The sequence below is a fragment of the Legionella drancourtii LLAP12 genome (genome assembly GCF_000162755.2).
Lineage (GTDB): Bacteria > Pseudomonadota > Gammaproteobacteria > Legionellales > Legionellaceae > Legionella > Legionella drancourtii.
On sequence record NZ_JH413796.1, the window covers coordinates 129,694 to 153,222 of the forward strand.

The following is a 23,529-nucleotide window of genomic DNA, read 5'->3' on the forward strand; positions in this document are numbered from 1 at the left end:
CCTATTTTCGTCAGAACCGTAATTTGCCCTTATATTTCTTCAGTCCGGAGCAAGGTTTTATTAAATGGTAATTAAATTTCCTCTATGGCTTTTAAAGTGATTAATTGATTTGAATTTGATCTATTGGTATAATGAATGCTTTTGCGGAAGCTCCATATGCTTTTAATTAAGTACTCTGATGAATTAGTTGCAAAAGCGATTCAAATCTGTAAAGACAACGGGCTGGTGGAAAAATGGCAGCCAGTATTATTTGCAGGGATTCATCTTTACGAACAAGACGATTGGGAAGATGCTTTTCCTTTTCTAGAAGCTGCAACCTTGCGCGGAAACCTAATTGCCTACGAATATTTGCAAGCAATGACGCCAACCTGTTCTAGCCTTTTGGCGCAATCCAAAACCAAACATAGTGCAATCTATCAATGTTATGAATCCTTAGAACATTTTGAGTCGACATGTATCATTGGTAAAGACTGGGTAAAAGCCTCTAATTATTATTCTGCGATTTTAAAAAGTAGCCAATCACCAAGTAGCAAGGCCAACGCGAAAAAATTAAAGAATTCTGAGCAAGCCTTGCTCGCTTTATGCGGGAACTTAGCCAAAAATCAGCGGGCCAATGAATTATATTGGAAACTCTACCCCTCAAAACTTGACTTCCAATTAGGCATTTATTTGCTTAAATCGTGTTCGGTGCTGTATCGTAATTACTTAGTCAAACAAGAGGGGAGGGTGGCTCGCGAACAAAGAACAATCTATTTAAAGCAATTGCTCACCTTATTTAAAGCGATTGATTTTGCTAAAGACAATGATGGGCTTCAAGCGATGCAATGCGCCATTAACCTGCCACAATCTGCAGAGAAAAAAACCTGGCATATTATCGCTGCGCAGCTCGGTGATCCGCATGCCGCTGTGATGCTTAGTTTGCCAGAAAAATCGGAAGAGAACATCCCCTATTATCCTTTTTGGATTTATCGAGCCGCGTCCCTGGGTGAATATCAAATGATGAGCCTGCTTGTCGATAAGCTATCCCATCCTAGAGCGAATTACCGTACTATCGAGTCGGAGCTTGAGTTTTGGTGTCGAGAACTTATTCAAGCCGCCTCTGCTCCTTTAGATAGGCGGTTTTCTGTCTCCTTGATTCTTGTTAACCACATACTGAATACAAAGCCTTTTCTCAGCAGAGATGACCTAGGGCAGTTGCGCGAACAACTGGAACAATGGCAAGCTTTCTTGGATGTCTTGAGTGAACATCCTAATCTTGTCGATTATCATCGCTTTCTTTGTAAAATTTATACGCTCTTGGATAAAGTCCAACCTGCTGCTCAATGGATACAACGAGCTTTACATCATGCTTCCTTAGGGCAATTAAGAGTGGAAAACGAATCCTTATTCGTACTTTATGAAGCTTGGAGCCGAAAAAGGCCGGATATTGCTTTTGATGAAATGTTGATTGAGCACATTTCTCAACAGCTAAAAAAAAGATCAATACGCTCCTTTTATGTGTGTAAAAGAAGTCCAAGCTTTAGAAGCTTATCTGGATAGTGCTTTACAACTTGAAAAGCATCCTGTTGATTTTCAGCATATTAAGTCGGTACTAGATATCTTATCTCAGTACCATCAACAAGAGATCAATCCGAAGGTGGCTGCCTGGGGCATTATGGAAACTTTTTCCAACCGGCTCCTTGATATGCGCCAATTTCATCCCGAACCGATGCAGTTCATGCGATCCTATCTGGACCCACTAGAGCCGCAAATCCAACATGTGCCAGCCCTGCAAGCCATGATGCATTTTATTGAAATCCGTTATGGTGATGCTTCTAAAAATAAAGAGCACCTTGCTTTCTTGGAGCGCTTGCACGAGCAAAATTGTCAGCAGGCCTTTCCTTTGATTGGCTATATTTTGGAGCATGGCGTAGCTGGCACTCTTGCGCCCAGGCCTCAACGAGCAACAAATTTTTATCTAAGTTGCCTGGAGAAAAAACTCAGCTCAGAAAATCGACTCTTTTGTTTGAATGAATTGGGGAAATTGTATTTAAATTATCAGCAGGTTAATCTTAAAAAAGAGCAAGTTATCACCTACCTAAAAGAATGTAATCATCATGAAGTAGCAACATTCGCCTATAATCTTGGCTTAGTCTATGTTGCTGATAGGGATACCTTGTTGCAGAGTTTGCCATGGTTAGAAAAGGCAGCACGGATGGATGATGTTGTTGCCATGCATGATTTGGGCTGTTTATATGCGAATTATACGGCTGAGTGTTATGAGCCGCGCTTAGCCTTTGAATGGCTCTTGCGTTCTCTGGCAACAGGCTACAAGCCCAGCGCCTATTCTATCGGGGTGATGATGTTTAATGATGCCCACCTTCGCTGCCCAGAAACGAGCGGTTTTAAAGACTGGCATTTCCTCAATTTTTTGATTATGGCAGCTGAGGACTATGGCCGTGCGCAGTATTTCCTAGCTATATTCTATTTATGCTTGGATAGTTCTAATACGGCTGTTGGCAAATCGGCGCTCTTGTATGAACAAGGGCTGTTTTATTTGCAGCAGGCGAAAAAAAATGGCTTATTATTAGAAGCAGAGCAGGTGGAGAATATGCTTGAAACAACAGGCACACACAGTTTACCTGCTTCACTTTTTGATGATCTTATTCATCATGCCTTTGAGTCTGCCTGGCAGAAACTTGGAGTAATAGAACGTGAGACAGGCAGAAGAGCCGTCAATGAACGCACAGATAATGTTCCGCCTCTAGAGCGTAGCCAGCAAAATACACTTTTGTTGCCGCGCCGTTTGCAGAAATCAGTCGATGAGTTTTTAGCTAAGCGTAAATTAACTGGTAACGACTTTATTGAGCTGCTGAAGAAATTTTGCCATGCAGGGAAAGCACGCTTGAATGAATCAGCAGCAGGTTCCCGGGTGACTTTAACCGCGGGCCAGCGCCGTCATACCTTTCATCAACCTCACAAGGGCTCAGAAACGGTGGGACAAGGAAGACACCGTGATTATAAGGCAACTGTAGAATGGTTAGCAAATTATGGAAGTGAAGAGGATCTTTTGCCAATTGGGGCTGATCGCTCACGAGATGGCCCTCTATAGCTAGTCTAGGATTAGTTTACAATTCTACTCTCTTTGCCAAAAGCGGACGAATTGTAAACTAATCCTAATTGCCAGCTTTTAGTAAGATAAGCATTATTTGCAACAAAAAATGCATTCAGGTACCCGAGTATCTCTTGGGATAAATGCCCAGTTTTTTTCTATGACTCGTTGCTAAAACTCAGACAACGTCACCGGCCATAAATGATAAAAATGATGTACCGGCCCATGTCCTTTCCCTACACTATTATCTTTTGCCGCTTTGATGGCATTAAATAAATACCTTTTTGCAATTTCACAGGCTTTTTCAATTTCTACGTTTTGCGCCAGACACGCCGTAATTGCTGCAGAAAGAGTACAACCCGTACCGTGTGTATTTTTAGATTCAATTCTTGGACTTTCAAACCAATGGCGCGTACCGTTTTTTCCGATTAGTAAATCATTGGAGGTAGACGCGAGCAAATGTCCCCCTTTGAGCAAAACATATTGGGGGCCAAGATCCAGTAATTTCTGCGCGACAACTAGCATTTCTTCTTCAGATTGAGCATCCACTCCAGTAAAAGTATGTGCTTCGGGAAGATTAGGCGTTATCAAGGTAGCAAGAGGCATGAGTTTGGTAATTAAGGTATCCACTGCTTCGGGTAATAATAAAGGATCGCCACTTTTGGCAACAGTTACAGGATCAAGTATAATAGGAATATCCCGCGCATGTTTTTTGAGAAATGCCGCGACAAGTTCAATAATTTCGCTATTGAATAACATACCAATTTTAATACCATCTGGCCTAATGTCATCAAAAATAGCATGCAGTTGATCATCAATCGCCTGCAGTGGGATGTCATAGCAGTTTCTTACACCGCATGTATTTTGTACCGGTAATGCGGTGAGGACAGTCATGCCATAACAGCCAAAAGCAGAAAAGGTTTTTAGATCCGCTTGAATGCCGGCGCCGCCAGAACCATCAAATCCAGCGATTGATAAGGTTTTATAGTGCATGATTAAACTCCTTCAGCCGCGCGTGTAAAAAAATCCCAATCAGGATGAAATAAATTGTCAATGAAGACCTGGCGGAATGCAGCAGGGGCTTTTGCTTGTTGATAGCTGAGTTGTCCACACAAGCCAAAATAAGCAGTTGCTTGTACGGCTGCTTGGAAATGTTCTGAATTACAGGCAACAAAGGCACTAAGAACGGCCGTCATTGTACACCCCATACCGGTAATTAGGGGCATTAAACAAGCACCAAAAGTCAGTGTTTGTGCTTGTTTTCCATCCGTTACGTAATCTTCAGGGCCACTAATCACGATAATTTTATTATGGCTCTGTGCCAGTGCCTCGGCACTGCTTATTGCTTTAAGTACTGGATCAGATGTTTCAACACCTTTACTTGTGCCGGTTGCTCCAGTTAAGGAAATAATCTCACTGGCATTGCCTCTGACAATTTGTGCTAGAGGAAGTAGTTCCAGGGCAGCGGAAGTTCTAAGTTTGCTGGCTCCCGCACCAACGGGATCAAGGATCACCGGTTTATTTAAAAAGTTGGCAATCTCTGCCGCAAAAAGAGCGCGTTCGATAAACCTCTTATTTAAGGTGCCAATATTAATATAAACTGCTTGGCTTATAGTCACTAACTCTTCAATTTCTCTTTTGGATTCAGACATCAATGGGGCGGCACCTAGTGCTAAAAGGCTATTGGCCATAAGATCCATAGTGACGTAATTGGTTAAGCAGAGTACTAAAGGTTTGACTTGTTTTATTTGGGTTAGTGTGGATTTGACTTGTTCTATCATTTTTTGATTCCTGGTGGTCAACTTCGCGGAAACGGACTTTAGGTTTAGGTCATTCCGCGAAGTATAACGTGAGGTCTACCAGGCTGCAATTTTATCCGGAGGGTTTTGCAGTGTGCATTCTTCTGACACGGAGCCATCGCCACATACAATTAATCCTGAAGGCGCACTGACTGAAAGAGGAACCTGGGCAACCCCTCCGCGCCATAGGCAGCAACCTTGGAGCAATTGTAAATCCATTACTGCGTGTGGTGTGCAATAACAGGTAGAGTAAAATCCATTGTTACAAACAAGACGTCCAGCAGATGAGTCACAGTAACTAACGCCGCCCATTTTATTGCAACAACCGCCACTGTCTCCTTTTCCAGCAAATACAGGAGAGACCAACAGACTGAATAGGCCTGCAATAAAAAGTGGTTTAAATAATCGCATCTTGATTTCTCGGGTAATTTATTAGTTTTAGAATAACATAGAGTTTTAAGCAAGTGTAGCCTGGATGCCCAACGAATAGTAGCTTCTAAGTGGCTTGTTATGACAGCATAAAATAAGAAGGATAAGCTTGAATTAAATAACTCGTGGCAAGGCCTGCCAATAGTCCAAATAAATGCGACTCCCAAGATACTCCTTTTTGCTGCGGAAAAATCCCCAAAAATATACCTGCAAAATAATAAACACTAATCAATCCGAGGATAATAGTCGTTAAGCTACCACTTTGATAAATATTACTAACTAACAATCCCCAATAGCCCGTGATCACACCACTTGCGCCAATATGCACACCTGGTTTTGCAAAGCACCATACACCGATGCCACTAAGTACGGTGATGAGTATCGTGACCATCAAATAATAGTAAATTCCATTGATCAAGATAAAGTTACTTAATACGATTAAGGGGATGGAGTTGAAAAATATATGATTAAAGTTGAGATGCAGAAGGGGAGCAAACAAGATTCCAGGCAGTCCACGGATACGTCTTGGGATAATTCCCAGAATGTATAATAATTTTTTATCGAACACCGTAACAAAAAATATCAACCAGGGAATGATTAAAATAACGGCCAAAATTGAACCGTTATTCTGGGTTTGGCTAATAATTAAATTTAGACTGCTCATTAGTTCATCAAGCATGGCTTATTTAAATCCTATGATGTGGATTGAGTTTGCGTTACCTCACAAGTAAGCTTACCTTGAGCTAAACGTACGTCAATCAGGTCGCCAATTTGCACGTGTTTGCTAGAAAAAAGTACCTTGTCCTTTTGGGTTGCAATAGCATAACCTCTATCCAGTGTAGCCAAGGGACTGACGGCATGCAAGGTGGATAATAGGCCTTTTAATTGATAGCTGAGCTGATTTACTTTGTTGTATATGTTCTGGATTAATTGCGTTGTTATTTGTTGCAGTAAAATCTGTGCTTGTTTGATTTGTGTTGTGGGATTTTGCGCATTGAGTTGGTGGGTGCATAAATGCAACTGATGTTTTTTGCGCTGTAGAGCATGCATCATGCATGAGAGCAATTGTCGTTCCAAATAATCAGTGGTTTGCCAATAGCTGGCAATGGCTTTTTGCGGAGAGGATATTTTATCCTTTAAATGCTGCAGTCTAATTTGATTTCTTTGCACTATGCGGTGCATTGCTTCATGTAAGCGTACTATGGAATGGTTTAATAATTTCAGGAGTTCAAGACTATTGGGCGTTACTGCGGTGGCGGCCGCTGTTGGCGTTTCGGCGCGATAGTCGGCGACAAAATCAGCAATCGTGAAATCCGTTTCATGACCTACACCAGAAACAATAGGTATTAAACTGTCGGCAATTTGTCGTGCTAATTGTTCCTCATTAAAGGCCCATAAATCTTCGATACTGCCTCCGCCTCGCGCAAGAATCAGTACATCACAACGCTTATCTTTATTCGCACGTTGTAAGGCTTTAATTAATTGCGGAGCTGCGCCAGCACCTTGAACCTCGCTGGGATAGATAAGCACTTGAGCCAAAGGAAAGCGTCGCGCTAAAGTAGATAATATATCACGAATAGCCGCTCCTGTTGTTGAGGTAATTACGCCAATGATTTGCGGCATAGTGGGCAGTGGTTTTTTATTGCTTGGCTGGAAAAGTCCTTCTGCAGCAAGTTTATTTTTTAGCTCTTCAAAACGTTGGTAGAGTGCTCCTAAACCGGCTTCGGTAACTTGTTCGATAATTAATTGATAATCGCCACGTGCTTCATAAAGGCTTAACTTGCCGCTTGCGATAATATGTTGACCATCACCCAGTTTCGCGGCAATGGCGCCAAAATGGCGATTTTTAAAAAACACACAACGTATTTGGGCGCCACTATCTTTTAATGTAAAGTAAAAATGACCCGAGGCGGGTTTGCTTAAATTAGATATTTCTCCTTCTACATGAACCGTACCCAATTCATTTTCAAGATAACTTTTAACTTGGCGATTGAGCTGACTTACGGTGAGTATTGACGCCTGTGTTTCCATAACCAATTGTTCACAACCAATGAGAGAAAGTGCTATCTTAACAAACTATTATTATTGCCCCAAATACAATCTAATGATTATTTTACCTGTGAAAATACTTGACTCGCTGGCCTTACGAATCAATCTTCGGCTGGAGAAGTTGCTGATATTGGCAATCATTATAAGAATACGTTATTATCGCCATTCATAAAAAACTTTAATAATAATAAAAATGAATCGTTTGCTTAATCGACAATTTAATTTCTATGCCTCATTCTTTTCTTTGATTTTGACGATGAGTATGAGTGGATGTGTTGACTTATCGGGGGCAAAATATCACCCCAGTCCTAAAAAAATAACACATCATGCTGATTCTACGACACAAAAAATTGCTCAGACTAAGAAACATAAGCCTTATCGAGGTGAAGTCCATACGATGTTAGGAGGACTTGGGGTTTTCAGTACTGGAATGAAAGAACTTAGTAGTTCTGTAGTGGATAAGTATGACATTCCTGCGCCTAGTTCTATGTGGTACAACGCCGGTAATGTTTCTCGTTCCATCGTAACTTATTACTATAAACACAAAAATCATAGACCAATTATATTAGTAGGTCATTCATTAGGCGCTAATGAGCAAATCAAAGTCGCACGTAATTTGGATAAGTTGGGTATTCCAGTTGATTTATTAGTCACTGTTGATGCGGTGTCACAAACTGTAGTGCCACCTAATGTGAAACACGTAATGAATTTTTACAAGCCAGGTTATGTGCCAATGTTCAGTGGTTTGAAACTTAGAGCTATTGAACCGGATAAGACACGCCTTGAAAATATTAATGTAAGCACATTAAAAGGCGTTGCAGTCAATCATTTCACCATTGATAAAGATCCTGTTGTGCAAGCAATGATTATGGATGAAGTTAAAAAGGTAACTTATAATGCAAATAGAGCAAAAGCCTAAGCAAAAATATCTCCCTCGTGTCTGTGTTATCGGAGCTGGTCCTTGTGGCCTTGCAGCCATTAAGAATTTACAAGAACAAGGCGTCTCTGATATCACCGCATTTGAAAAAAACAATCAGATAGGGGGGAATTGGGTTTATGATGAGCACAATAATCATTCCAGCGTTTATGAAACAACGCATATCATTAGTTCAAAAACATTGTCTCAGTTTGAGGATTTCCCCATGCCTCAACATTATTTTGATTATCCCTCACACAAGCTAGTTCTCGAATATTTTAACAGTTATGCAGCGCATTTTGATTTAACCAAGTATATTCGTTTTAACACTACGGTTTTAAAAGTAAAACGGCTTAGTTCGCAGCAATGGCATGTTGTCTATGAAGATGCGCAGGGTCTACATGAGGATTGTTATGATTACTTATTGGTCGCTAATGGGCACCATTGGGATCCTTTTATGCCAGAATATCCAGGGCAATTTGCTGGTAAAATCTTGCATGCACACCAATACAAAAAGGCATCTGTTTTTCAAAATCAACGTGTTTTAGTGGTAGGTGGTGGTAATTCAGCCTGTGATATTGCGGTGGAAGTAGCACGTGTATCCCCACAAACCTGCATTAGTATGCGTCGTGGCTATCATATTTTCCCTAAATTTATTTTTGGTAAGGCTACTGATGAAGCGGTGGCAAAAACGCTATGGATGCCTGCCTGGTTACGCCAAAAATTCTTTAGTTTCGTGATTCGGGTATTGCAAGGGCGGTATCGCAAGTATCACTTGATGACGCCTGATTGTGGACCTTTAGAAATACACCCAACAATTAATTCAGAACTACTCTATTCAATTCGTCATGGCAAAGTTCGTCCACGTCCTGGAATAACTCATTTTGAGGGGAATAAGGTACATTTTACGAGTGGTGAGCAGTATGAATTTGATACGGTTATTTTTGCCACCGGTTATAAAATCAGTTTTCCTTTCCTTGATAAAGAACTGATTGATTTTAGTGGTTCCACTAAAGTACCACTCTACCGCAAAATGATGCATGCTGATCTAGACAATCTCTATTTTATTGGTTTATGTCAGCCTCAAGGATGCATCTGGCCAATTGCTGATTATCAATCAAAAATTGTTGCTCGTATCATTATGGGAACACTAAAACGTCCTGAGCAGTTGCATAAAAAAATCGAGGAGGAAATGAGTAAGACTCATTATCGCTTTAAAGCACATATGCGCCATGCTCTGGAAGTGGATTACCATATGTTCCGACGCGAACTGTTGGAGATGTTGGGTTAATTTTTTTTATATCAGTTATTTCTCTTGGCTAGGAATAACCGAGCGTACTGTTTATTCTAGATACATCCCTTCGATAGCAATGACAAAGCCCTGTCTCAGGTCTTCACCGTATACCCCTAACATTGAATCGTTGTAGGGGTATAGGTAAACTATCTCTAGATCCTCATCATGAACCTAAGACAAGCCTTAGTAGTTATAAGGAAGACATTAGTATTTTTTCTGTAAAAAATTAATATAATCATGGACGAAAAACAAACATTTTATCACGCATTAGCGATCACCTAATTCACTGAAAATATTATGCTGCGTTGAAAGTCTATTTTGTATAATTTTAATTACAGGAAGTAATAATGAAAATCAGTATTTTTGGTTTGGGATATGTTGGATCAGTTTCCGCGGCATGTTTGGCTGGCAAAGATAATCATGTTATTGGTGTCGATTCAAATCAAAAAAAAGTTGACATGATTAATGCCGGAAAAGCGTTGATTATAGAGCCTGGTTTAACAGAATTAACCGCTAATGTTGTAGCCAACGGATATTTACGAGCAACCATTGATGTGAATGATGCTATTTTAAATAGTAGCGTCTCATTCATTTGTGTAGAAACTCCCAGCAAAAAAAATAATGATTTGGATTTGCAATATGTGAAACGTGTGTGTACTGATATCGGCCATATTTTAAAAGAAAAAAATGAGTATCATATCCTTATCTTCCGAAGCACAATGTTTCCAGGTTCCATAAGAAATGTAGTTATCCCGCTCTTGGAACACTATTCAGATAAAATTGAAGGAGATGGTTTTAGTGTTTGCATTAGTCCTGAATTTTTAAAAGAAGGTTCAGCGGTATATGATTACTATCATCCTCCAAAAAATGTAGTCGGTACTTCTGACGTACGTGTTCGTAACTTTATGAATGTAATCAATGCATTAATCACAAATATGCCAACCATTTTCCTGACTATTGAAGAAGCAGAAATGCTTAAATATGTGGATAATATTTGGCAGGCACTAAAAATTGGCTTTGCAAATGAAATAGGAATTGTATGCAACTCGTTAAATATTGATAGCCATCAAGTGATAGATGTTTTGTGCAAAGATGCAAAACTCAATATGTCCTCCTGTTATTTAAAGCCTAGTCTTTCTTTTGCAAGTTCCTATTTTGCAAAAGATTTGTGCGCTTTTTTATATGAGAGCCAACGTTTAAATGTCAATTTACCAATTATTAGTGCTGTGCTTCCGAGTAATAAAACACAAATTGAAAGAGTACTTAATCTGGTGATAGAACAAAACAATAAAAATATTGGGGTATTAGGCTTTTTTAAAGAAAATATCGATGATTTATGTGAAAACCCTATTGTTGAAATAATTAAACGTCTTATTGGCAAGGGGTATACATTGACGTTATTTGATGAAAATGTGTCTGAGGCTAAATTATATGGAGTCAAACGCGATTACATTTTAAATCATATTCCTCATCTATCAGAGCTTATGGTGGAGAGTATTGAAGAATTAGTAGATAGCTCTCAAACAATTATTATTGGTAATAAAGCAGCTGAATTTGAACATGTGTTTGATTTGATTAAATCAGATCATGTGGTTATCGATTTAGTGAGAATACGTAAAACACCTCCAAAAATAAAACAATACGTGGGAATTTATTGGTAGTATTGGGAATCAGGACATTAACGTGAAATTATTAATTACGGTTATTATCAGTTCATTTGTTTTGTATTCTGGATATTCCATGGCTACTATGAGAGTTTGTCACCCTAAATTATGGCCTTTCACAAGCCCAATAGTAAACACATCAGTTGCAATACCACAAGATACTTTAATCGAATTGAAGCAATGGGCAAATAAGCTGGTGAAGCAGCCATCATATCCTATAGTGGTATTGGGTCGTTCTGGAATAGTTGATATTAAAAATAATAAGCTGACTGTATCGAGAAAAACAGTTCAAGATGCTGACCGAGCGGCAGTTTTAGCCATAACCTATCGATTGACCCACAATGAAGACTATTTTAATAGAACACGCGAGATTCTGACGAGCTGGGCGGAGACTAATCAACCCACGGGTAACCCTTTAGATGAAACAAGACTTGATGGGATGATTTGGGCATATGATTTAATTTCATGTGATTTATCTGAAGAGGACAAAATTCAAATAGTGAATTGGTTTGAACGTCTTCGTAATAAGAAGAAAGCGTGGATCTTTGATAAGATAACTAGCTTGAATAATCACCGTATTCACCAATTAAAAATGTTATTATTACTTGATAGAGTATTAGGTCATTATGCAGACTGGCAGAGCGATTTAAAAACAGTAAAAGAATATTCAAAAATAAACCTAAATCCTGAATCTGGCATTTCAGTTGATTATCGTGAGCATAGCGAACTTTATTCTCAAAATTACGTGACGCAAGCATGGTTAGAGATCGCTTTAATCTCAGCATGCTGTTGGCAACCGATTAATCATGCCTTTTCTTTCCTAAGTACCAAAATTTTATTTTATGGTACTGGGAATGAATTTTCCAAATATCAACCTCCAATTGATACGCTTCGAGCGAATAACGAGTTTATGTATGCGAGGAAGAGCAGTACGTTTGATCTTACACGAGTCGCGCCTACAATTGTCACCTATTATACGCTTAATAGGGCTATCCCTGAGCCTAAATTATGGTTCATTCAAGCACATGCTAAACCTTCTCCTAAGATGATATTTTTAAATGCGCGTAGAATGTTGTGGTAGCCCTAGGCTAGGGAAAAATACTGGGTAATGAGATTGGACTAATCAGATCATTCGCATAAAAAGACAAGGTATGTATTAATGTAGTAATAACTGTATCTTGCGGTAATCACATTACTCTCATTTTAAGGTACTGGATCATTTCTAACCTGTCGCTGCTTTGTTTATAGCATCCAGTCGATTTAAATTATGAAAAAATTTCTTGGAGAGGCTTCTTGTTTAAATTTCAATTTTTTGAACTATACTTTTTTATGGTATTAGAGCACCTAAGGTGATCCCCTCCCCATCATTTATTATAAGGCGGCGTTGCTATGATTCATATTGCTTCAACATATATTGCTGATGTATTGAGTTCTAGCTTAAATATAATTCTTCAAAAATTTTGCGATCAGCAAGTTTGCTTTCATTATAATCAGATTTTTCAACAAGCCCTTTTGCCTAATAGTGAATTTAATGAAAATATAAATGGTCTTAATGTCATCTTGATAAGAGGGGCGGATTTATTTAGTCCGGGAAAGGATAATAACCGGATGATAACTGATTTGGCTATTGCTCTTAATAGTTTGCAAAAAACTATGAGAGTTCCATTACTTATCCTCTTCACACCGACACAAACCTCCACGATAGAAGAAAAAAAATATTACTCTACCTTAGAGAACAATCTGAAATTAGCAATTGAACCTAATGTAAACACTACATTTGTTTCTTCGGAAGAGATGCAAACCCTAAGTAAGCTCCCTCTTTTATTTGATAATTTAACAGAAAAATACGGACACATTCCGTACACTATGAATTTTTATGATTCATTAGCGATATTTATTGCAAGAAAATATTCTTTGCTCACAAGAAAACCTTACAAAGTCATCGTGTTAGACTGTGATGGAACGCTGTGGAATGGAATTATTGAAGAAGATGGTATTGATGGGCTTGCTATTAATGGTGAATACCTTGCATTACAACAGTTTATGGTTGGTTTATTTCGAGCCGGTTTTCTTTTATGTCTGTGTAGTAAAAATAGCGAAGAATCTGTTTTAAATGTATTCAAAGAGCGTAAAGAAATGGCTTTGGATATTGACAAGCATATTTGCAGTTATCGCATTAATTGGTTGCCTAAATCAGCCAATATTCAGTCACTAGCTGACGAACTTAATCTTGGTTTGGCTAGTTTTATATTTATAGATGATAATAATATCGAATGTGCAGAAGTCAAAGCGGCTCTTCCTGAGGTATTGGTTATTCATTTACCAGCTATCAAATCTAAAAAAGAAGATTCAATATCCCGACTTGATTATTTGCAAAATATTTGGGCTTTTGATGTGAATAGTAAGAGCTCTGAGGATGAAAAAAGAACAGAATTTTACAAGCAAAATAGACTACGACATGCATTAAAGTCCCAGAGTACTAGCTATAAGACATTTTTAAGTAGCCTAAAAATAAAAACAAATATTCGAAAAGCAACCCTTAAAGATCTAGAGCGCATAATTCAGCTTAGTCAAAGAACAAATCAATTTAATTTATTTCCAAATGCAATTTCAGATATTGAATTTAACGAGCGAGTTATCCAACAAAAATCGTCTGGTTGTTTAATTATTGAGGTATCTGATAAATATGGTGACTATGGGGTGGTAGGAGTCGTTGCTTATGACCTTACAAATGATGAGTTAGTTATAAGAAGTTTTTTCTTAAGTTGTCGTATCTTAGGACGAGAAATTGAATACACGGTTATTAATTATTTAGCCATGATTGCAGAAAAATATAATAAAAAGGGAATTAGACTATTATTTAAAATCACCGATAAAAACATTCCTGGAATTGGATTTCTTCAGCATTTGGCGAATAAAGTAGAGCTTAAAAAGGTCGATCATATTGCACTTCTTTTGAGTGATCTCAAAAAAATAACCCCTAAAACTATTTATTCATCTGAAAAAAATAAAAAAATAACCAATCATAAAATAAATACCGCTAATGATTATATGCTCGATATTGCAAAAAATTGCGTTCAATCTAAAAATAGGAACATTGATGATCTAAATAAGAAATATAATTCAATAACGCACAATAAGTTAATCACTGTTGAAATTAGTTTATTAGAACTGCTGAGAAAACATAATTTATTGGTTAATAAGAAGAAAGACACTCCCTTTGTGGATCTTGGAATAGACTCGATAACCTGTGTATTAATAGCAAGTACTATTTATCAGCGATTCAATGCAGAAATTGCTCCTTTTGAATTATTAAAGTCAGATTTTACATTCCGTAAACTAACTAAATATCTATTGAATCAAATTAAAACTAATAATCAAGAGAAACCTGAAATGCCTATGATAGGTGTTCATGATGCACGTTTGTCTTTTACACAGCAGCTTCTGTGGGAAGATGAGCAAATTTTTTCGGGAACAAATAGAAACAATATGTTTACGGCCTATCAGGTCGAAGGTGACATTAATATAGATATTATGGAAAATACGTTTGTCCAATTAATGGCTCGCCATGATTCGTTGCGGTTTTCTTTTTTGGAGCACGATGAGGAACCATTGCTAAAATTAAATGCATTACAATCCATTAATTTTAAAATTAGCACTTTTTCTAGTGACAACGATGAGGATATTAAGGAATATGTGACCCAGTTTAGGCGAGAACCATTTAATCTTTCCCGAGCGCCCCTTTTCAGAGTGTCTGTTATTAGGAAAAAAGAAAAAGAAACGATAATTCTGTTCTGTGTTCACCATATTATTCATGATGGATGGTCATTAAATATACTTATTGGGGAGTTTGGTACTATTTATAATGCCTATTCTAAACACTTACCTCTACCTGATTTGAGCACCTCATCATCGTATATCAATTTTATTCAATGGCAACAGCACCATATTTCTAAAGAGTTACTAGAAAAACAACGAGCGTTTTGGAATAAGCAATTATTGCATATACCAAAACTAGATCTGATCTATGATAAAACAAGAAAAGAAGAATATGAAAAGCCACTTAATCATCGTATTTCATTTAAAATAAATTCCAAAACCACACACAAACTTAAACAAATATCCGTTATAAACCATGTAACATTATATGATATTCTTATGTCCGCCTTTGGGCTTTTTTTGTCTCACTATGCCAATCAAAATGATATAAATTTTATTACAGCTGTATCTGGTCGGCATCATCCGAATGTAGCAAATATTGTAGGTTTGTTCACGAGCTTAGTATTGATCCGCATGAATATCGATAATCATGAGTCATTCAGTGATTTAATTAAAAAAAACAAAAAGATAATAGAGCATATATTCAATAATCAGGATTTACCGTTTAATGAAATAATCCAGTTAACAGGGGAACGAGTTAACTCCAAACTACATGCGTTCAATCAAGCAGGTTTTATTTTTCAAAGTTATCCAATAAATAATCTCATTATTAATGATAAAGTTTGCAAAAGAGTTTTTGCAGATGATAAGGCTGAGCTGATTTATGATGTTTGTGATGAATGTCGCTTTGGAAATCTTGTTTGTTTTATGCAGGAATATGAGTCAGAGTTATATGGCCTATTTGAATACAATACAGCTCTTTTTGATAAGAAAAGAATCAAATACATGATTGATTCATTCACGACTCTTCTTGAACATATAGGTGAAGTCCCAAATGGGCCTGCCCGTTCTATACCGCTGATATCTACCAAGCAATACCATTTATTATTTGATAAATGGAATCAACCTAGGGTGAACTACTCGACTGATGTCAGTTTATTACATTATTTTTCTGAACAAGTTATGGCTCGGGAAAATGCTCTGGCGGTGATACACAATGAGTCTCATTTAACTTATGGTGAATTAGATAAGATAAGCAATCAAATAGCTCGAAAACTCAAAAAAGAGGGTGTTGCGCATGAAATTCCCGTTGGCATATTTCTGGAAAAAAATATAACACGAGTTGTTGCTATGTTAAGTATTCTTAAAGCTGGTGGATGCTATGTTCCCCTGGAAATAGACACCCCTATTTACCGAATGAATAATATAATGAGCGATGCAAAAATCTTATTCGTTCTAACCGATAGTGAAGCAGGCCTTCACTTTATCAATCAATATTATCCTGAGATTAAAGCTATTTTAGTAACAGATAATAGCCTGCAATCGGAATCGAACGCTCCGCTTTTTGATACTACAAATCCAAGGCAATTGGCTTATATAATGTACACATCAGGATCCACGGGTAATCCCAAAGGTATTGAAATAGAGCAAGGCGGAATTTTAAGATTAGTTAAATCTTCTAACTATATAGAAATCAATTCATCAGATTGTATTGCTCAAACATCAAGTTTTCTCTTTGATGCGGCAACGTTTGAAATCTGGGGGGCGTTACTTAACGGGGCTACATTAGTTCTTATTGATAAAAATACCTTACTTGATGCGACATCATTGAATGCTGCTATAAAAGATAAGAAAATTTCTATTTTATTTCTGACGACACAATTATTTCATGCTTATGCACATATAGCTCCTTATTTGTTTCATAATCTAAATTATGTGGTTATTGGCGGAGCGGCTGTTTCTTATGAAGCTGTTGCGCGTATATTCAATCAAAAAAATAAGCCTGCTTGTTTTATAAATGGTTATGGACCAACTGAAAATACAACGTTTTCAACGACCTATTCTATTAAAAACCATAATGATTTATTTAATCCAATTCCTATTGGAAAGCCAATTACTGGAACGCAAGTTTACGTGCTAGATCATGCTTTAAATCCAAGGCCTATAGGTGCTCCAGGGAAGTTGTATGTTGGAGGTGTTGGATTAGCAAGAGGGTATATTAATCAAGAGAAACTAAATCAGGAAAAATATATTTATTATTTGAATGAAAGAATTTATGATACGGGCGATATTGTTACTTGGAAATCTGATGGCAATTTAAAGTATCTTGGACGAAAAGACAATCAAATTAAAATTAATGGTTATCTTGTTGAGTTAGATGAAATTGAAGTGCAATTAGAAACGCATCATCTAGTTGTTCAAGCAATTGTGCTGGTGAAAAATGAACCTCCCCATCGACAATTAGTAGCATATGTATTATTGAAACCTGGAAATGAGCTGCATAACGTTAATTTATATCATTACCTTAAAACAATTTTACCTCAATATATGTTGCCCAAATTTTATTATCAAATTGACGAGGTGCCATTAACGGCGCAGGGAAAAGTAGATAAAAATGCACTTTTAAGAAGTGACTCTTTTGCTGTTAGCTACACAGAGTACGCTCCTCCGACCAATATAATTCATGAAAAATTAATTTGTATTTATGCAGAGCTATTAAATATTTCACCAACAGATATCGGTATCAATACTGAGTTTTTTGATCTAGGAGGCACTTCCATATCAGCGCTTCACCTTATTGATAAAGTAAATCAACAATTTAACATCAGAATAAATTTTGCTGATATTTATGAAAACGCAAATGTTAAATCATTAAGTGAAAAAATTATTGCTTTATTAAGTAATGAGATTTGTTTATCAGGCGTAGATTATACAAAATTTAATGGCAATACTCTTAAGTTAGTTAAAGTGGGGGAGCCACAGAAAACACCTATCATCTTCATTCATCCTATAGGTGGCACAGGATTTTGTTATCTTGATTTGATCAAATTATTACCTAACGATCAACCTTGTTATATTATTCAAGATCCAAGTATCGATGCGGATCAAATATTGTTTGAAGATATATCTACTATGGCCGCCTATTATAACAATCTGATATTAAACAAATTTAAGATAACAAAATTTATACTTGCTGGATATTCATTTGGCGGCATGTTATCCTTAGAAATGGTATCTCAATTGGAGCACCAGAAATTAGATGGAACTATTCCCTTTGTTATTGCATTTGATACATGGGTGATCTCTGATTTTTTGAATGTTGAAGCAAAGGAAGCGCTCCGACTAAGCATTATGAAGCAATATAAGCGGGTAGCAAATGAGTTGGCAAGGGAGCATATTGATCCAAAACCCTGGATGGAATTGCATTACCGTCGTTTACAAAATTTAGGGTTTGCTTATAATCCCCCTATGATTAATAAAAAAATCATACTTTTTAAAGCCAATCAGCAACTAGATGAATTTTCTGCTATGAATGATTTGACAAATTACCTTAATGCTCATACCAGTCAAGGTGTTGATGTTTACTTGGTATCAGGCAGTCATGATTCTATTCTTCAATACCCTCATGTTAAAGATATCGGCCGTTTATTAAATCAGCATTTTAAGGATAATATTTTTTGAATGTCAACTATAAAAGTCAATTATAAAAAGAAACTGAATACTTTTCTCAAACGATTTTCTAGAAACAAAAGCCAATATGAAACGATTATTTCTTTAAAGAAAAAAATACAGATGTTGGAGATGAGCCAAAGTAGGACTGAAAATTATATAAATAATATAATACGCGTTATTCCTGCAAATATTTACTGGAAGGATTTAAATTGTGTCATTTTAGGTGGTAATTTATCTCATGCGAAGCATGCTGGATTTTCAGATCCCAAAGAAGTTATTGGAAAAACAGAACATGATTTTGTTTGGAAAGAGCAAGCAGATGAAATTATGAAAAATGACCGACGAATAATGGAGTCAGGTGTTGGATGTCAATTAGAAGAGGTTGCAACTTTAGCTGATGGAAAACTTCATACTTTTCTAACTTGCAAGGATCCTCTTCGCGATAAAGACAACAAGGTGATTGGTATAATTGGTGTTTCTACCGATATAACTGAGTTTAAAGAACTACAAAAAGAACTTTTGCGAATAAAAACGTTCGCCGCGGAAGTTTCTGCTCGCGCATCCAATGCTAAAGCAATAGCTGAAGAAGAAATGCGTAAAACCATTATGATCTTAGTGGGGGACATTGTTCATGATCTTCGAACACCGATTACAACGATAAAAGCAGTAGCGGATCTTTTAGAGACCATGTTTCCTGCTTTTCTTGAGATTGTTGAAGAGGCCAAAAATCTAGGCTCGACAAAAGTAAATTTATTAAATCAGAACAGCTGGGATTCTTTGCTGAATAAGACACCAATAACTTATATCCAAGATTCCATAGTAATGATTAATGATTTTATCAATACAACACTAGCTGAACTTGCAAATGCACATAAAGCTGTATCCTCGGAGCTAACTAGAGATGATCTGACGAAGAATTCAAGTCGCAGGATCATTAATAATACACTAAAGGCGTATCCATTTTCTGATTTTGAGATAAATAAAATTAAACAAAATATTACGTATGATTTCCACTTCATGGGCAATTCAATATTGAGCATGAAATTACTTTTTAACTTAATTAAAAATGCATTTGAACAAATTGCTTTAAACGGTAAGGGAGAAATTATTATTTCTACAGAAAAAGGGGATGACTACAATTTAATAAAGATTAAAGATACAGCTGGTGGTGCGCGGCCTGAGGTTGTGTCTAATTTTTTTAATGGTTATTTTACTACCAAAAAGAATGGTACAGGTATTGGTTTGGCATTTTGTAAAAAAACGATGATTAGTTTTGGTGGAGATATAGTGTGCAACTCTGTTTACGGAGAGTTTATGGAGTTTATTTTAAAATTTCCTGTCTGATATTCTAAACTGGCTTTAAATGGCGATAATTTCATGTTTCACTATCTATTATTGAAGGTTTTTTATGAAAAAGAAAATATTGATTATAGATGATTGTTTACCCATATTAAATTCTCTCCATATGATATTAGAAATGCATTATTATGAAGTTGAAATAGCACAAAATGGGAGATGTCTCCTAGACAACAATGATGCGTTACCAGATATTTTACTGGTTGACTACCGTATCTCTGGTATTGATGGTTGCAACCTATTCACACAATTAAAGAATAATACACAGTTTAAACACATTCCTGTTATCCTCATGTCTGGTGATATAGATATAGAAAGAATAGCTGTCTTTCTCGGTGTTAATGATTTTATAGCTAAGCCATTTAATATAGACGTTTTATTAAATAAAATTGAGCGCTGTATTAAATAACCCGGGTCATCTTATGGATATTTAAAAAAATGACTTATTCAGCTTTAAGAGATAATTTGCTTAGTTCTAATCTCCAATTAGAACTTAACGATACAACAGAAATTCCCTTCGTTAATCAGCTACGAGAAAATTTTTCTTTATTTTTTAATAAAATAGAGGCTACTCATGAATTTATAAATAAATCAGCCGAAATAGATGGCCGATTTATGGGAAATCAAAAAAATGATGAACTTCGTGTCCATATGGAAAAGTCTCACGAAACAATAGTTAGCCTATTGGAATTGATGAATTTGGGCCTTAATTATTTTATTGATCGTGCTCCTTCACCGTTATTTAAATTATATACTCAGACGGTATGCAGTCGCGCGAAAGCATATGATATGGCAGAAGAATTGGCAGTGCTTTATAAATATATCAAATTACACGATACTAACCAACAGTATATTGCTACTTTACAACAAGAAATTAATGAACGAAAAAAAATAGAATTTGAATTGAACCGTAGCGAAGAGTTTCTTGAGTTAGTGTTAAAATCAGGACGAAAGCATTGCTGGGACTGGAATATTCAAACCAATAAGATGAACGAATTTGGATACATAACCTCAACTTCTTATCGAACACCGAATACTACAGAGTATACATTTGAGTCATTTATTAATGGCATTATTCTAGAGGATCGCGAAAAGGTAAAGCAGCAAATATTTCAAGCATTAACAGATGGTGAATTTGAACTGGAGGTTGAGTATCGTTCATTAATGCTTGACAACACCATACAAGGGGTTAATTTTCGCGGAAAAATTTTCTATGATGATAATAGAAAACCGCAGCGTATGATTGGTGTCGAAGTTATTAGCGCCAAGCATAAAAAAATAAAACGATTGGGTCTTCAACAGCAGGAAAAATTAGATCGCATTATCCATGCTATCTCTATGTATGAAGTAGCAAATATATTGGCTAATGAACTAACTAACCCATTTGCTGGTATCCATACTAATATTGATAGTTGTATTCAATATTTAGAGAGCGATGTTCTAGTAAAGGAGCCCATTATCAAGGCGATGAAAAAAGCCATAGAACATGTTGATCATGCTGGAAAAACTATTCATCGCATGAAAGATTTTTATTGTAAAACGGAGTTGCATTATGAAACATTAATAATTAATGATTTGATAAAAGAAGTTGTATCTCTGATTCAAGATGAAAATATTCATGATTCACCTACAGCTATCATTTTTGATATACCTGAAAATTTGTTTATTATCGAAGCGGATAAAATTCATATTAAACAAGTATTTTTGAATCTAATGCGTAATAGCATTAAAGCAATGCAGGTAGAAAAAACCATGCGCCCTACCATTATAATTCGTATTGTGCAAAACAATTCATATACTGTTAGTGTTAGAATTGAAGATAATGGACCGGGTATCGATACTGATGTTAGTGAATTGTTATTTCCATCTTGCTTCATCACAAAACCGGGCAGCGCATGCATGGAACTTGCAATCTCTCATATCATTATTGAAGCATACGGTGGACAATTCTGCGCCCAGAATTTGCCCGATGGTGGAGCCTTTTTTCAAATTACTTTACCAATTTTACTTAATGAACAAGCAATTTGAGACGACTGTTTTTGTCATTGATGATGTTCCGAAAGTTTCTACTGCTGAGTCAGATAATGATCTTAACATTATTGACTTTTAATCACGATCTATCTTTTTATATTTCAGCTTCCAACCTAGAGGATTTCCTTATATAACAAAGGTAAGTCATAATTTTTTTTTTTGAAAAAAAAGCCCACACTTAAAACGTAAACTTAATACCGGTTTACATTAATTGATAATTTTTTAATTGGATAATTTATATTTTATGGAGAAAATATAATGTAAAAATTTATTTATAAAAGGATATTGAATGGCGTTGTAGCCAGTATAAACAGCGAAGAAATCCGTATTCAAATACCTGGGAGTTGAAGATAATATCGGGTCAAACCTTCATTATTGATATCAATAATGAAGGTTTTCGCTTTTGGTCAAGATTGTAGGTCAACAGACTCTAGAGAAAACCACCGTATTTAGATTTCAGCATCGAGTACAAATTTATTACATGATAAATTTTATTATTCAAATACAAAAGGATTTAATACTATAATTTAATATTTTTTTAATTGCTTGGTGTTGAAATTTGTCATTAAAGATATAATATGGGGCAAATCGGGAAAATTATTCACACTTCATTCAAATAGATATTGTGGTCAATCTGAGAACAGAATATTAATGTGTTGAAAATAATATTTTATTAATTTATTAATTTTGGTTACTTACATGAATTTAAAGAGTCAAACTATTTTCATCATTGACGATGAAGCTTGCGTGTGTGAGGCACTGCGTTATCTTTTTGAATCAATTCACCTTAATGTTAAAACCTATAAAGGTGCTCATCTGTTTCTTAAAGAATATAACAGTAGTGCGCAAGGATGTATTATTGTTGATGTTCGTATGCCTGTTATGAGTGGGCTTGAATTACTTGAGCAGCTTAATTTATTAAATAATCGATTACCTGTAATAATTATTACAGGATATGGTGATATACCAATGGCTATTAGGGCCATGAAATCAGGAGCTGTTGACTTTATTGTAAAACCTTTTAATGAGCAATTTTTATTGGAAACCGTGCAAAAACACGCCAATCGAATTATTGATACTGATGCAATTGAATATATTAATGAACGAATCAACAGTTTAACAGAGCGTGAGCGCCAGATTATTGATTTAATATCAGAAGGAAAGTTAAATAAAGAAATAGCTTATGAACTTACTATCTCTATATCAACAGTAGAGGCTCATCGCGCTAATATTATGAGAAAAATGCAGGCGAAAAATCTAGCACATCTTATAAAACTTTATTACAAATCTCAGTGGGGTAGTATGTCTGTTAAACCCTATTTGGACGAAGTCTTTTAATTTTCGCTGTTTATGTGCTTTTTGGGTAAAGTCAATTGAACACAAGCTCCGCCCTCAGATAAATCCTCGATGCTGAGTTGCCTCTCATGCGCTGAAATGATGGCATGAGAGATTGCGAGAGTCCCATGCCCACCATCTTTGATGGTACTAGTATTCGAGTTTATTTTCGCAGAGCGAATTATGATGATAGAGTGCCTTGATTCTGCTGTATTCATTGCTTCAATGCCCTT

Annotated in this window: 17 protein-coding genes; 11 read left to right on the forward strand and 6 right to left on the reverse strand. The window is 36.3% G+C overall.

Annotated features, from left to right (window positions below; all coding sequences use genetic code 11):
* Positions 1–156 precede the first annotated feature (156 nt).
* Both LDG_RS01405 and LDG_RS01410 read left to right on the forward strand, forming a co-directional pair.
* Positions 157–1,539, forward strand: coding sequence for a hypothetical protein (locus LDG_RS01405; protein WP_006869303.1), 1,383 nt, complete (start codon positions 157–159; stop codon positions 1,537–1,539).
* Positions 1,496–3,091 (forward strand): tetratricopeptide repeat protein, encoded by a 1,596-nt coding sequence (locus tag LDG_RS01410; RefSeq protein WP_006869304.1) that lies wholly within the window; start codon positions 1,496–1,498, stop codon positions 3,089–3,091. The genes LDG_RS01405 and LDG_RS01410 overlap by 44 nt, the downstream gene beginning before the upstream one ends.
* Positions 3,092–3,262: 171 nt before the next feature.
* Here the strand turns inward: LDG_RS01410 and thiD are convergent, their stop codons facing one another.
* From thiD to xseA, 5 genes are all read right to left on the reverse strand, one after another.
* The gene (gene thiD, locus LDG_RS01415) at positions 3,263–4,084 is read right to left on the reverse strand and encodes a bifunctional hydroxymethylpyrimidine kinase/phosphomethylpyrimidine kinase (RefSeq protein WP_006869305.1); all 822 of its coding nucleotides are present in this window, start codon (positions 4,082–4,084) and stop codon (positions 3,263–3,265) included.
* A 2-nt stretch (positions 4,085–4,086) separates the two neighbouring features.
* Positions 4,087–4,872, reverse strand: a complete 786-nt coding sequence (thiM, locus tag LDG_RS01420; protein ID WP_006869306.1) for a hydroxyethylthiazole kinase — start codon at positions 4,870–4,872, stop codon at positions 4,087–4,089.
* Positions 4,873–4,947: 75 nt separating this feature from the next.
* Positions 4,948–5,301 carry a hypothetical protein gene (locus tag LDG_RS01425; RefSeq protein WP_040534081.1) on the reverse strand — a complete coding sequence of 118 codons (354 nt, stop codon included), beginning with the start codon at positions 5,299–5,301 and terminating at the stop codon, positions 4,948–4,950.
* 97 nt (positions 5,302–5,398) lie between these two features.
* Positions 5,399–5,998 carry a rhomboid family intramembrane serine protease gene (locus LDG_RS01430; protein WP_006869308.1) on the reverse strand — a complete coding sequence of 200 codons (600 nt, stop codon included), beginning with the start codon at positions 5,996–5,998 and terminating at the stop codon, positions 5,399–5,401.
* 14 nt (positions 5,999–6,012) lie between these two features.
* Complete coding sequence (gene xseA / locus LDG_RS01435; RefSeq protein WP_040534082.1) at positions 6,013–7,350, reverse strand: exodeoxyribonuclease VII large subunit; 1,338 nt, start codon at positions 7,348–7,350, stop codon at positions 6,013–6,015.
* Positions 7,351–7,561: 211 nt separating this feature from the next.
* On the opposite strand from xseA, the gene LDG_RS01440 reads away from it, so the two are divergent.
* The 9 genes from LDG_RS01440 to LDG_RS01480 all read left to right on the forward strand — a co-directional run bounded on the left by LDG_RS01440 (position 7,562) and on the right by LDG_RS01480 (position 23,299).
* Positions 7,562–8,287 carry a hypothetical protein gene (locus LDG_RS01440; protein ID WP_040534083.1) on the forward strand — a complete coding sequence of 242 codons (726 nt, stop codon included), beginning with the start codon at positions 7,562–7,564 and terminating at the stop codon, positions 8,285–8,287.
* On the forward strand, positions 8,265–9,575 hold the full coding sequence (locus LDG_RS01445; protein ID WP_006869311.1) for a flavin-containing monooxygenase: 1,311 nt from the start codon (positions 8,265–8,267) through the stop codon (positions 9,573–9,575). The genes LDG_RS01440 and LDG_RS01445 overlap by 23 nt, the downstream gene beginning before the upstream one ends.
* A gap of 350 nt (positions 9,576–9,925) precedes the next feature.
* On the forward strand, positions 9,926–11,239 hold the full coding sequence (locus tag LDG_RS01450; RefSeq protein ID WP_006869312.1) for a nucleotide sugar dehydrogenase: 1,314 nt from the start codon (positions 9,926–9,928) through the stop codon (positions 11,237–11,239).
* Between the two features lie 22 nt (positions 11,240–11,261).
* Positions 11,262–12,323 (forward strand): alginate lyase family protein, encoded by a 1,062-nt coding sequence (locus tag LDG_RS01455; protein ID WP_006869313.1) that lies wholly within the window; start codon positions 11,262–11,264, stop codon positions 12,321–12,323.
* A gap of 308 nt (positions 12,324–12,631) precedes the next feature.
* Positions 12,632–18,583, forward strand: coding sequence for a non-ribosomal peptide synthetase (locus LDG_RS01460; protein WP_006869314.1), 5,952 nt, complete (start codon positions 12,632–12,634; stop codon positions 18,581–18,583).
* On the forward strand, positions 18,584–19,918 hold the full coding sequence (locus LDG_RS01465; RefSeq protein WP_006869315.1) for a PAS domain-containing protein: 1,335 nt from the start codon (positions 18,584–18,586) through the stop codon (positions 19,916–19,918).
* A gap of 64 nt (positions 19,919–19,982) precedes the next feature.
* The gene (locus LDG_RS01470; protein WP_040534084.1) at positions 19,983–20,339 is read left to right on the forward strand and encodes a response regulator; all 357 of its coding nucleotides are present in this window, start codon (positions 19,983–19,985) and stop codon (positions 20,337–20,339) included.
* A 29-nt stretch (positions 20,340–20,368) separates the two neighbouring features.
* The gene (locus LDG_RS01475; protein WP_006869316.1) at positions 20,369–21,958 is read left to right on the forward strand and encodes a sensor histidine kinase; all 1,590 of its coding nucleotides are present in this window, start codon (positions 20,369–20,371) and stop codon (positions 21,956–21,958) included.
* A gap of 702 nt (positions 21,959–22,660) precedes the next feature.
* Positions 22,661–23,299 (forward strand): response regulator transcription factor, encoded by a 639-nt coding sequence (locus tag LDG_RS01480; RefSeq protein WP_006869317.1) that lies wholly within the window; start codon positions 22,661–22,663, stop codon positions 23,297–23,299.
* Here LDG_RS01480 and LDG_RS19980 read toward each other — a convergent pair.
* Positions 23,296–23,529: ATP-binding protein (locus LDG_RS19980; RefSeq protein WP_040534086.1), on the reverse strand; the 234-nt coding region annotated here is incomplete at its 5' end. The genes LDG_RS01480 and LDG_RS19980 overlap by 4 nt on opposite strands.

Excerpts from the sequence above, each read along its gene's own strand:
- LDG_RS01405 (WP_006869303.1), top strand. The coding sequence starts at position 157 with ATGCTTTTAATTAAGTACTCTGATGAATTAGTTGCAAAAGCGATTCAA.
- LDG_RS01410 (WP_006869304.1), top strand. The coding sequence starts at position 1,496 with ATGTGTGTAAAAGAAGTCCAAGCTTTAGAAGCTTATCTGGATAGTGCT.
- thiD (WP_006869305.1), bottom strand. The coding sequence starts at position 4,084 with ATGCACTATAAAACCTTATCAATCGCTGGATTTGATGGTTCTGGCGGC.
- thiM (WP_006869306.1), bottom strand. The coding sequence starts at position 4,872 with ATGATAGAACAAGTCAAATCCACACTAACCCAAATAAAACAAGTCAAA.
- LDG_RS01425 (WP_040534081.1), bottom strand. The coding sequence starts at position 5,301 with ATGCGATTATTTAAACCACTTTTTATTGCAGGCCTATTCAGTCTGTTG.
- LDG_RS01430 (WP_006869308.1), bottom strand. The coding sequence starts at position 5,998 with ATGCTTGATGAACTAATGAGCAGTCTAAATTTAATTATTAGCCAAACC.
- xseA (WP_040534082.1), bottom strand. The coding sequence starts at position 7,350 with ATGGAAACACAGGCGTCAATACTCACCGTAAGTCAGCTCAATCGCCAA.
- LDG_RS01440 (WP_040534083.1), top strand. The coding sequence starts at position 7,562 with ATGAATCGTTTGCTTAATCGACAATTTAATTTCTATGCCTCATTCTTT.
- LDG_RS01445 (WP_006869311.1), top strand. The coding sequence starts at position 8,265 with ATGCAAATAGAGCAAAAGCCTAAGCAAAAATATCTCCCTCGTGTCTGT.
- LDG_RS01450 (WP_006869312.1), top strand. The coding sequence starts at position 9,926 with ATGAAAATCAGTATTTTTGGTTTGGGATATGTTGGATCAGTTTCCGCG.
- LDG_RS01460 (WP_006869314.1), top strand. The coding sequence starts at position 12,632 with ATGATTCATATTGCTTCAACATATATTGCTGATGTATTGAGTTCTAGC.
- LDG_RS01465 (WP_006869315.1), top strand. The coding sequence starts at position 18,584 with ATGTCAACTATAAAAGTCAATTATAAAAAGAAACTGAATACTTTTCTC.
- LDG_RS01470 (WP_040534084.1), top strand. The coding sequence starts at position 19,983 with ATGAAAAAGAAAATATTGATTATAGATGATTGTTTACCCATATTAAAT.
- LDG_RS01475 (WP_006869316.1), top strand. The coding sequence starts at position 20,369 with ATGACTTATTCAGCTTTAAGAGATAATTTGCTTAGTTCTAATCTCCAA.
- LDG_RS01480 (WP_006869317.1), top strand. The coding sequence starts at position 22,661 with ATGAATTTAAAGAGTCAAACTATTTTCATCATTGACGATGAAGCTTGC.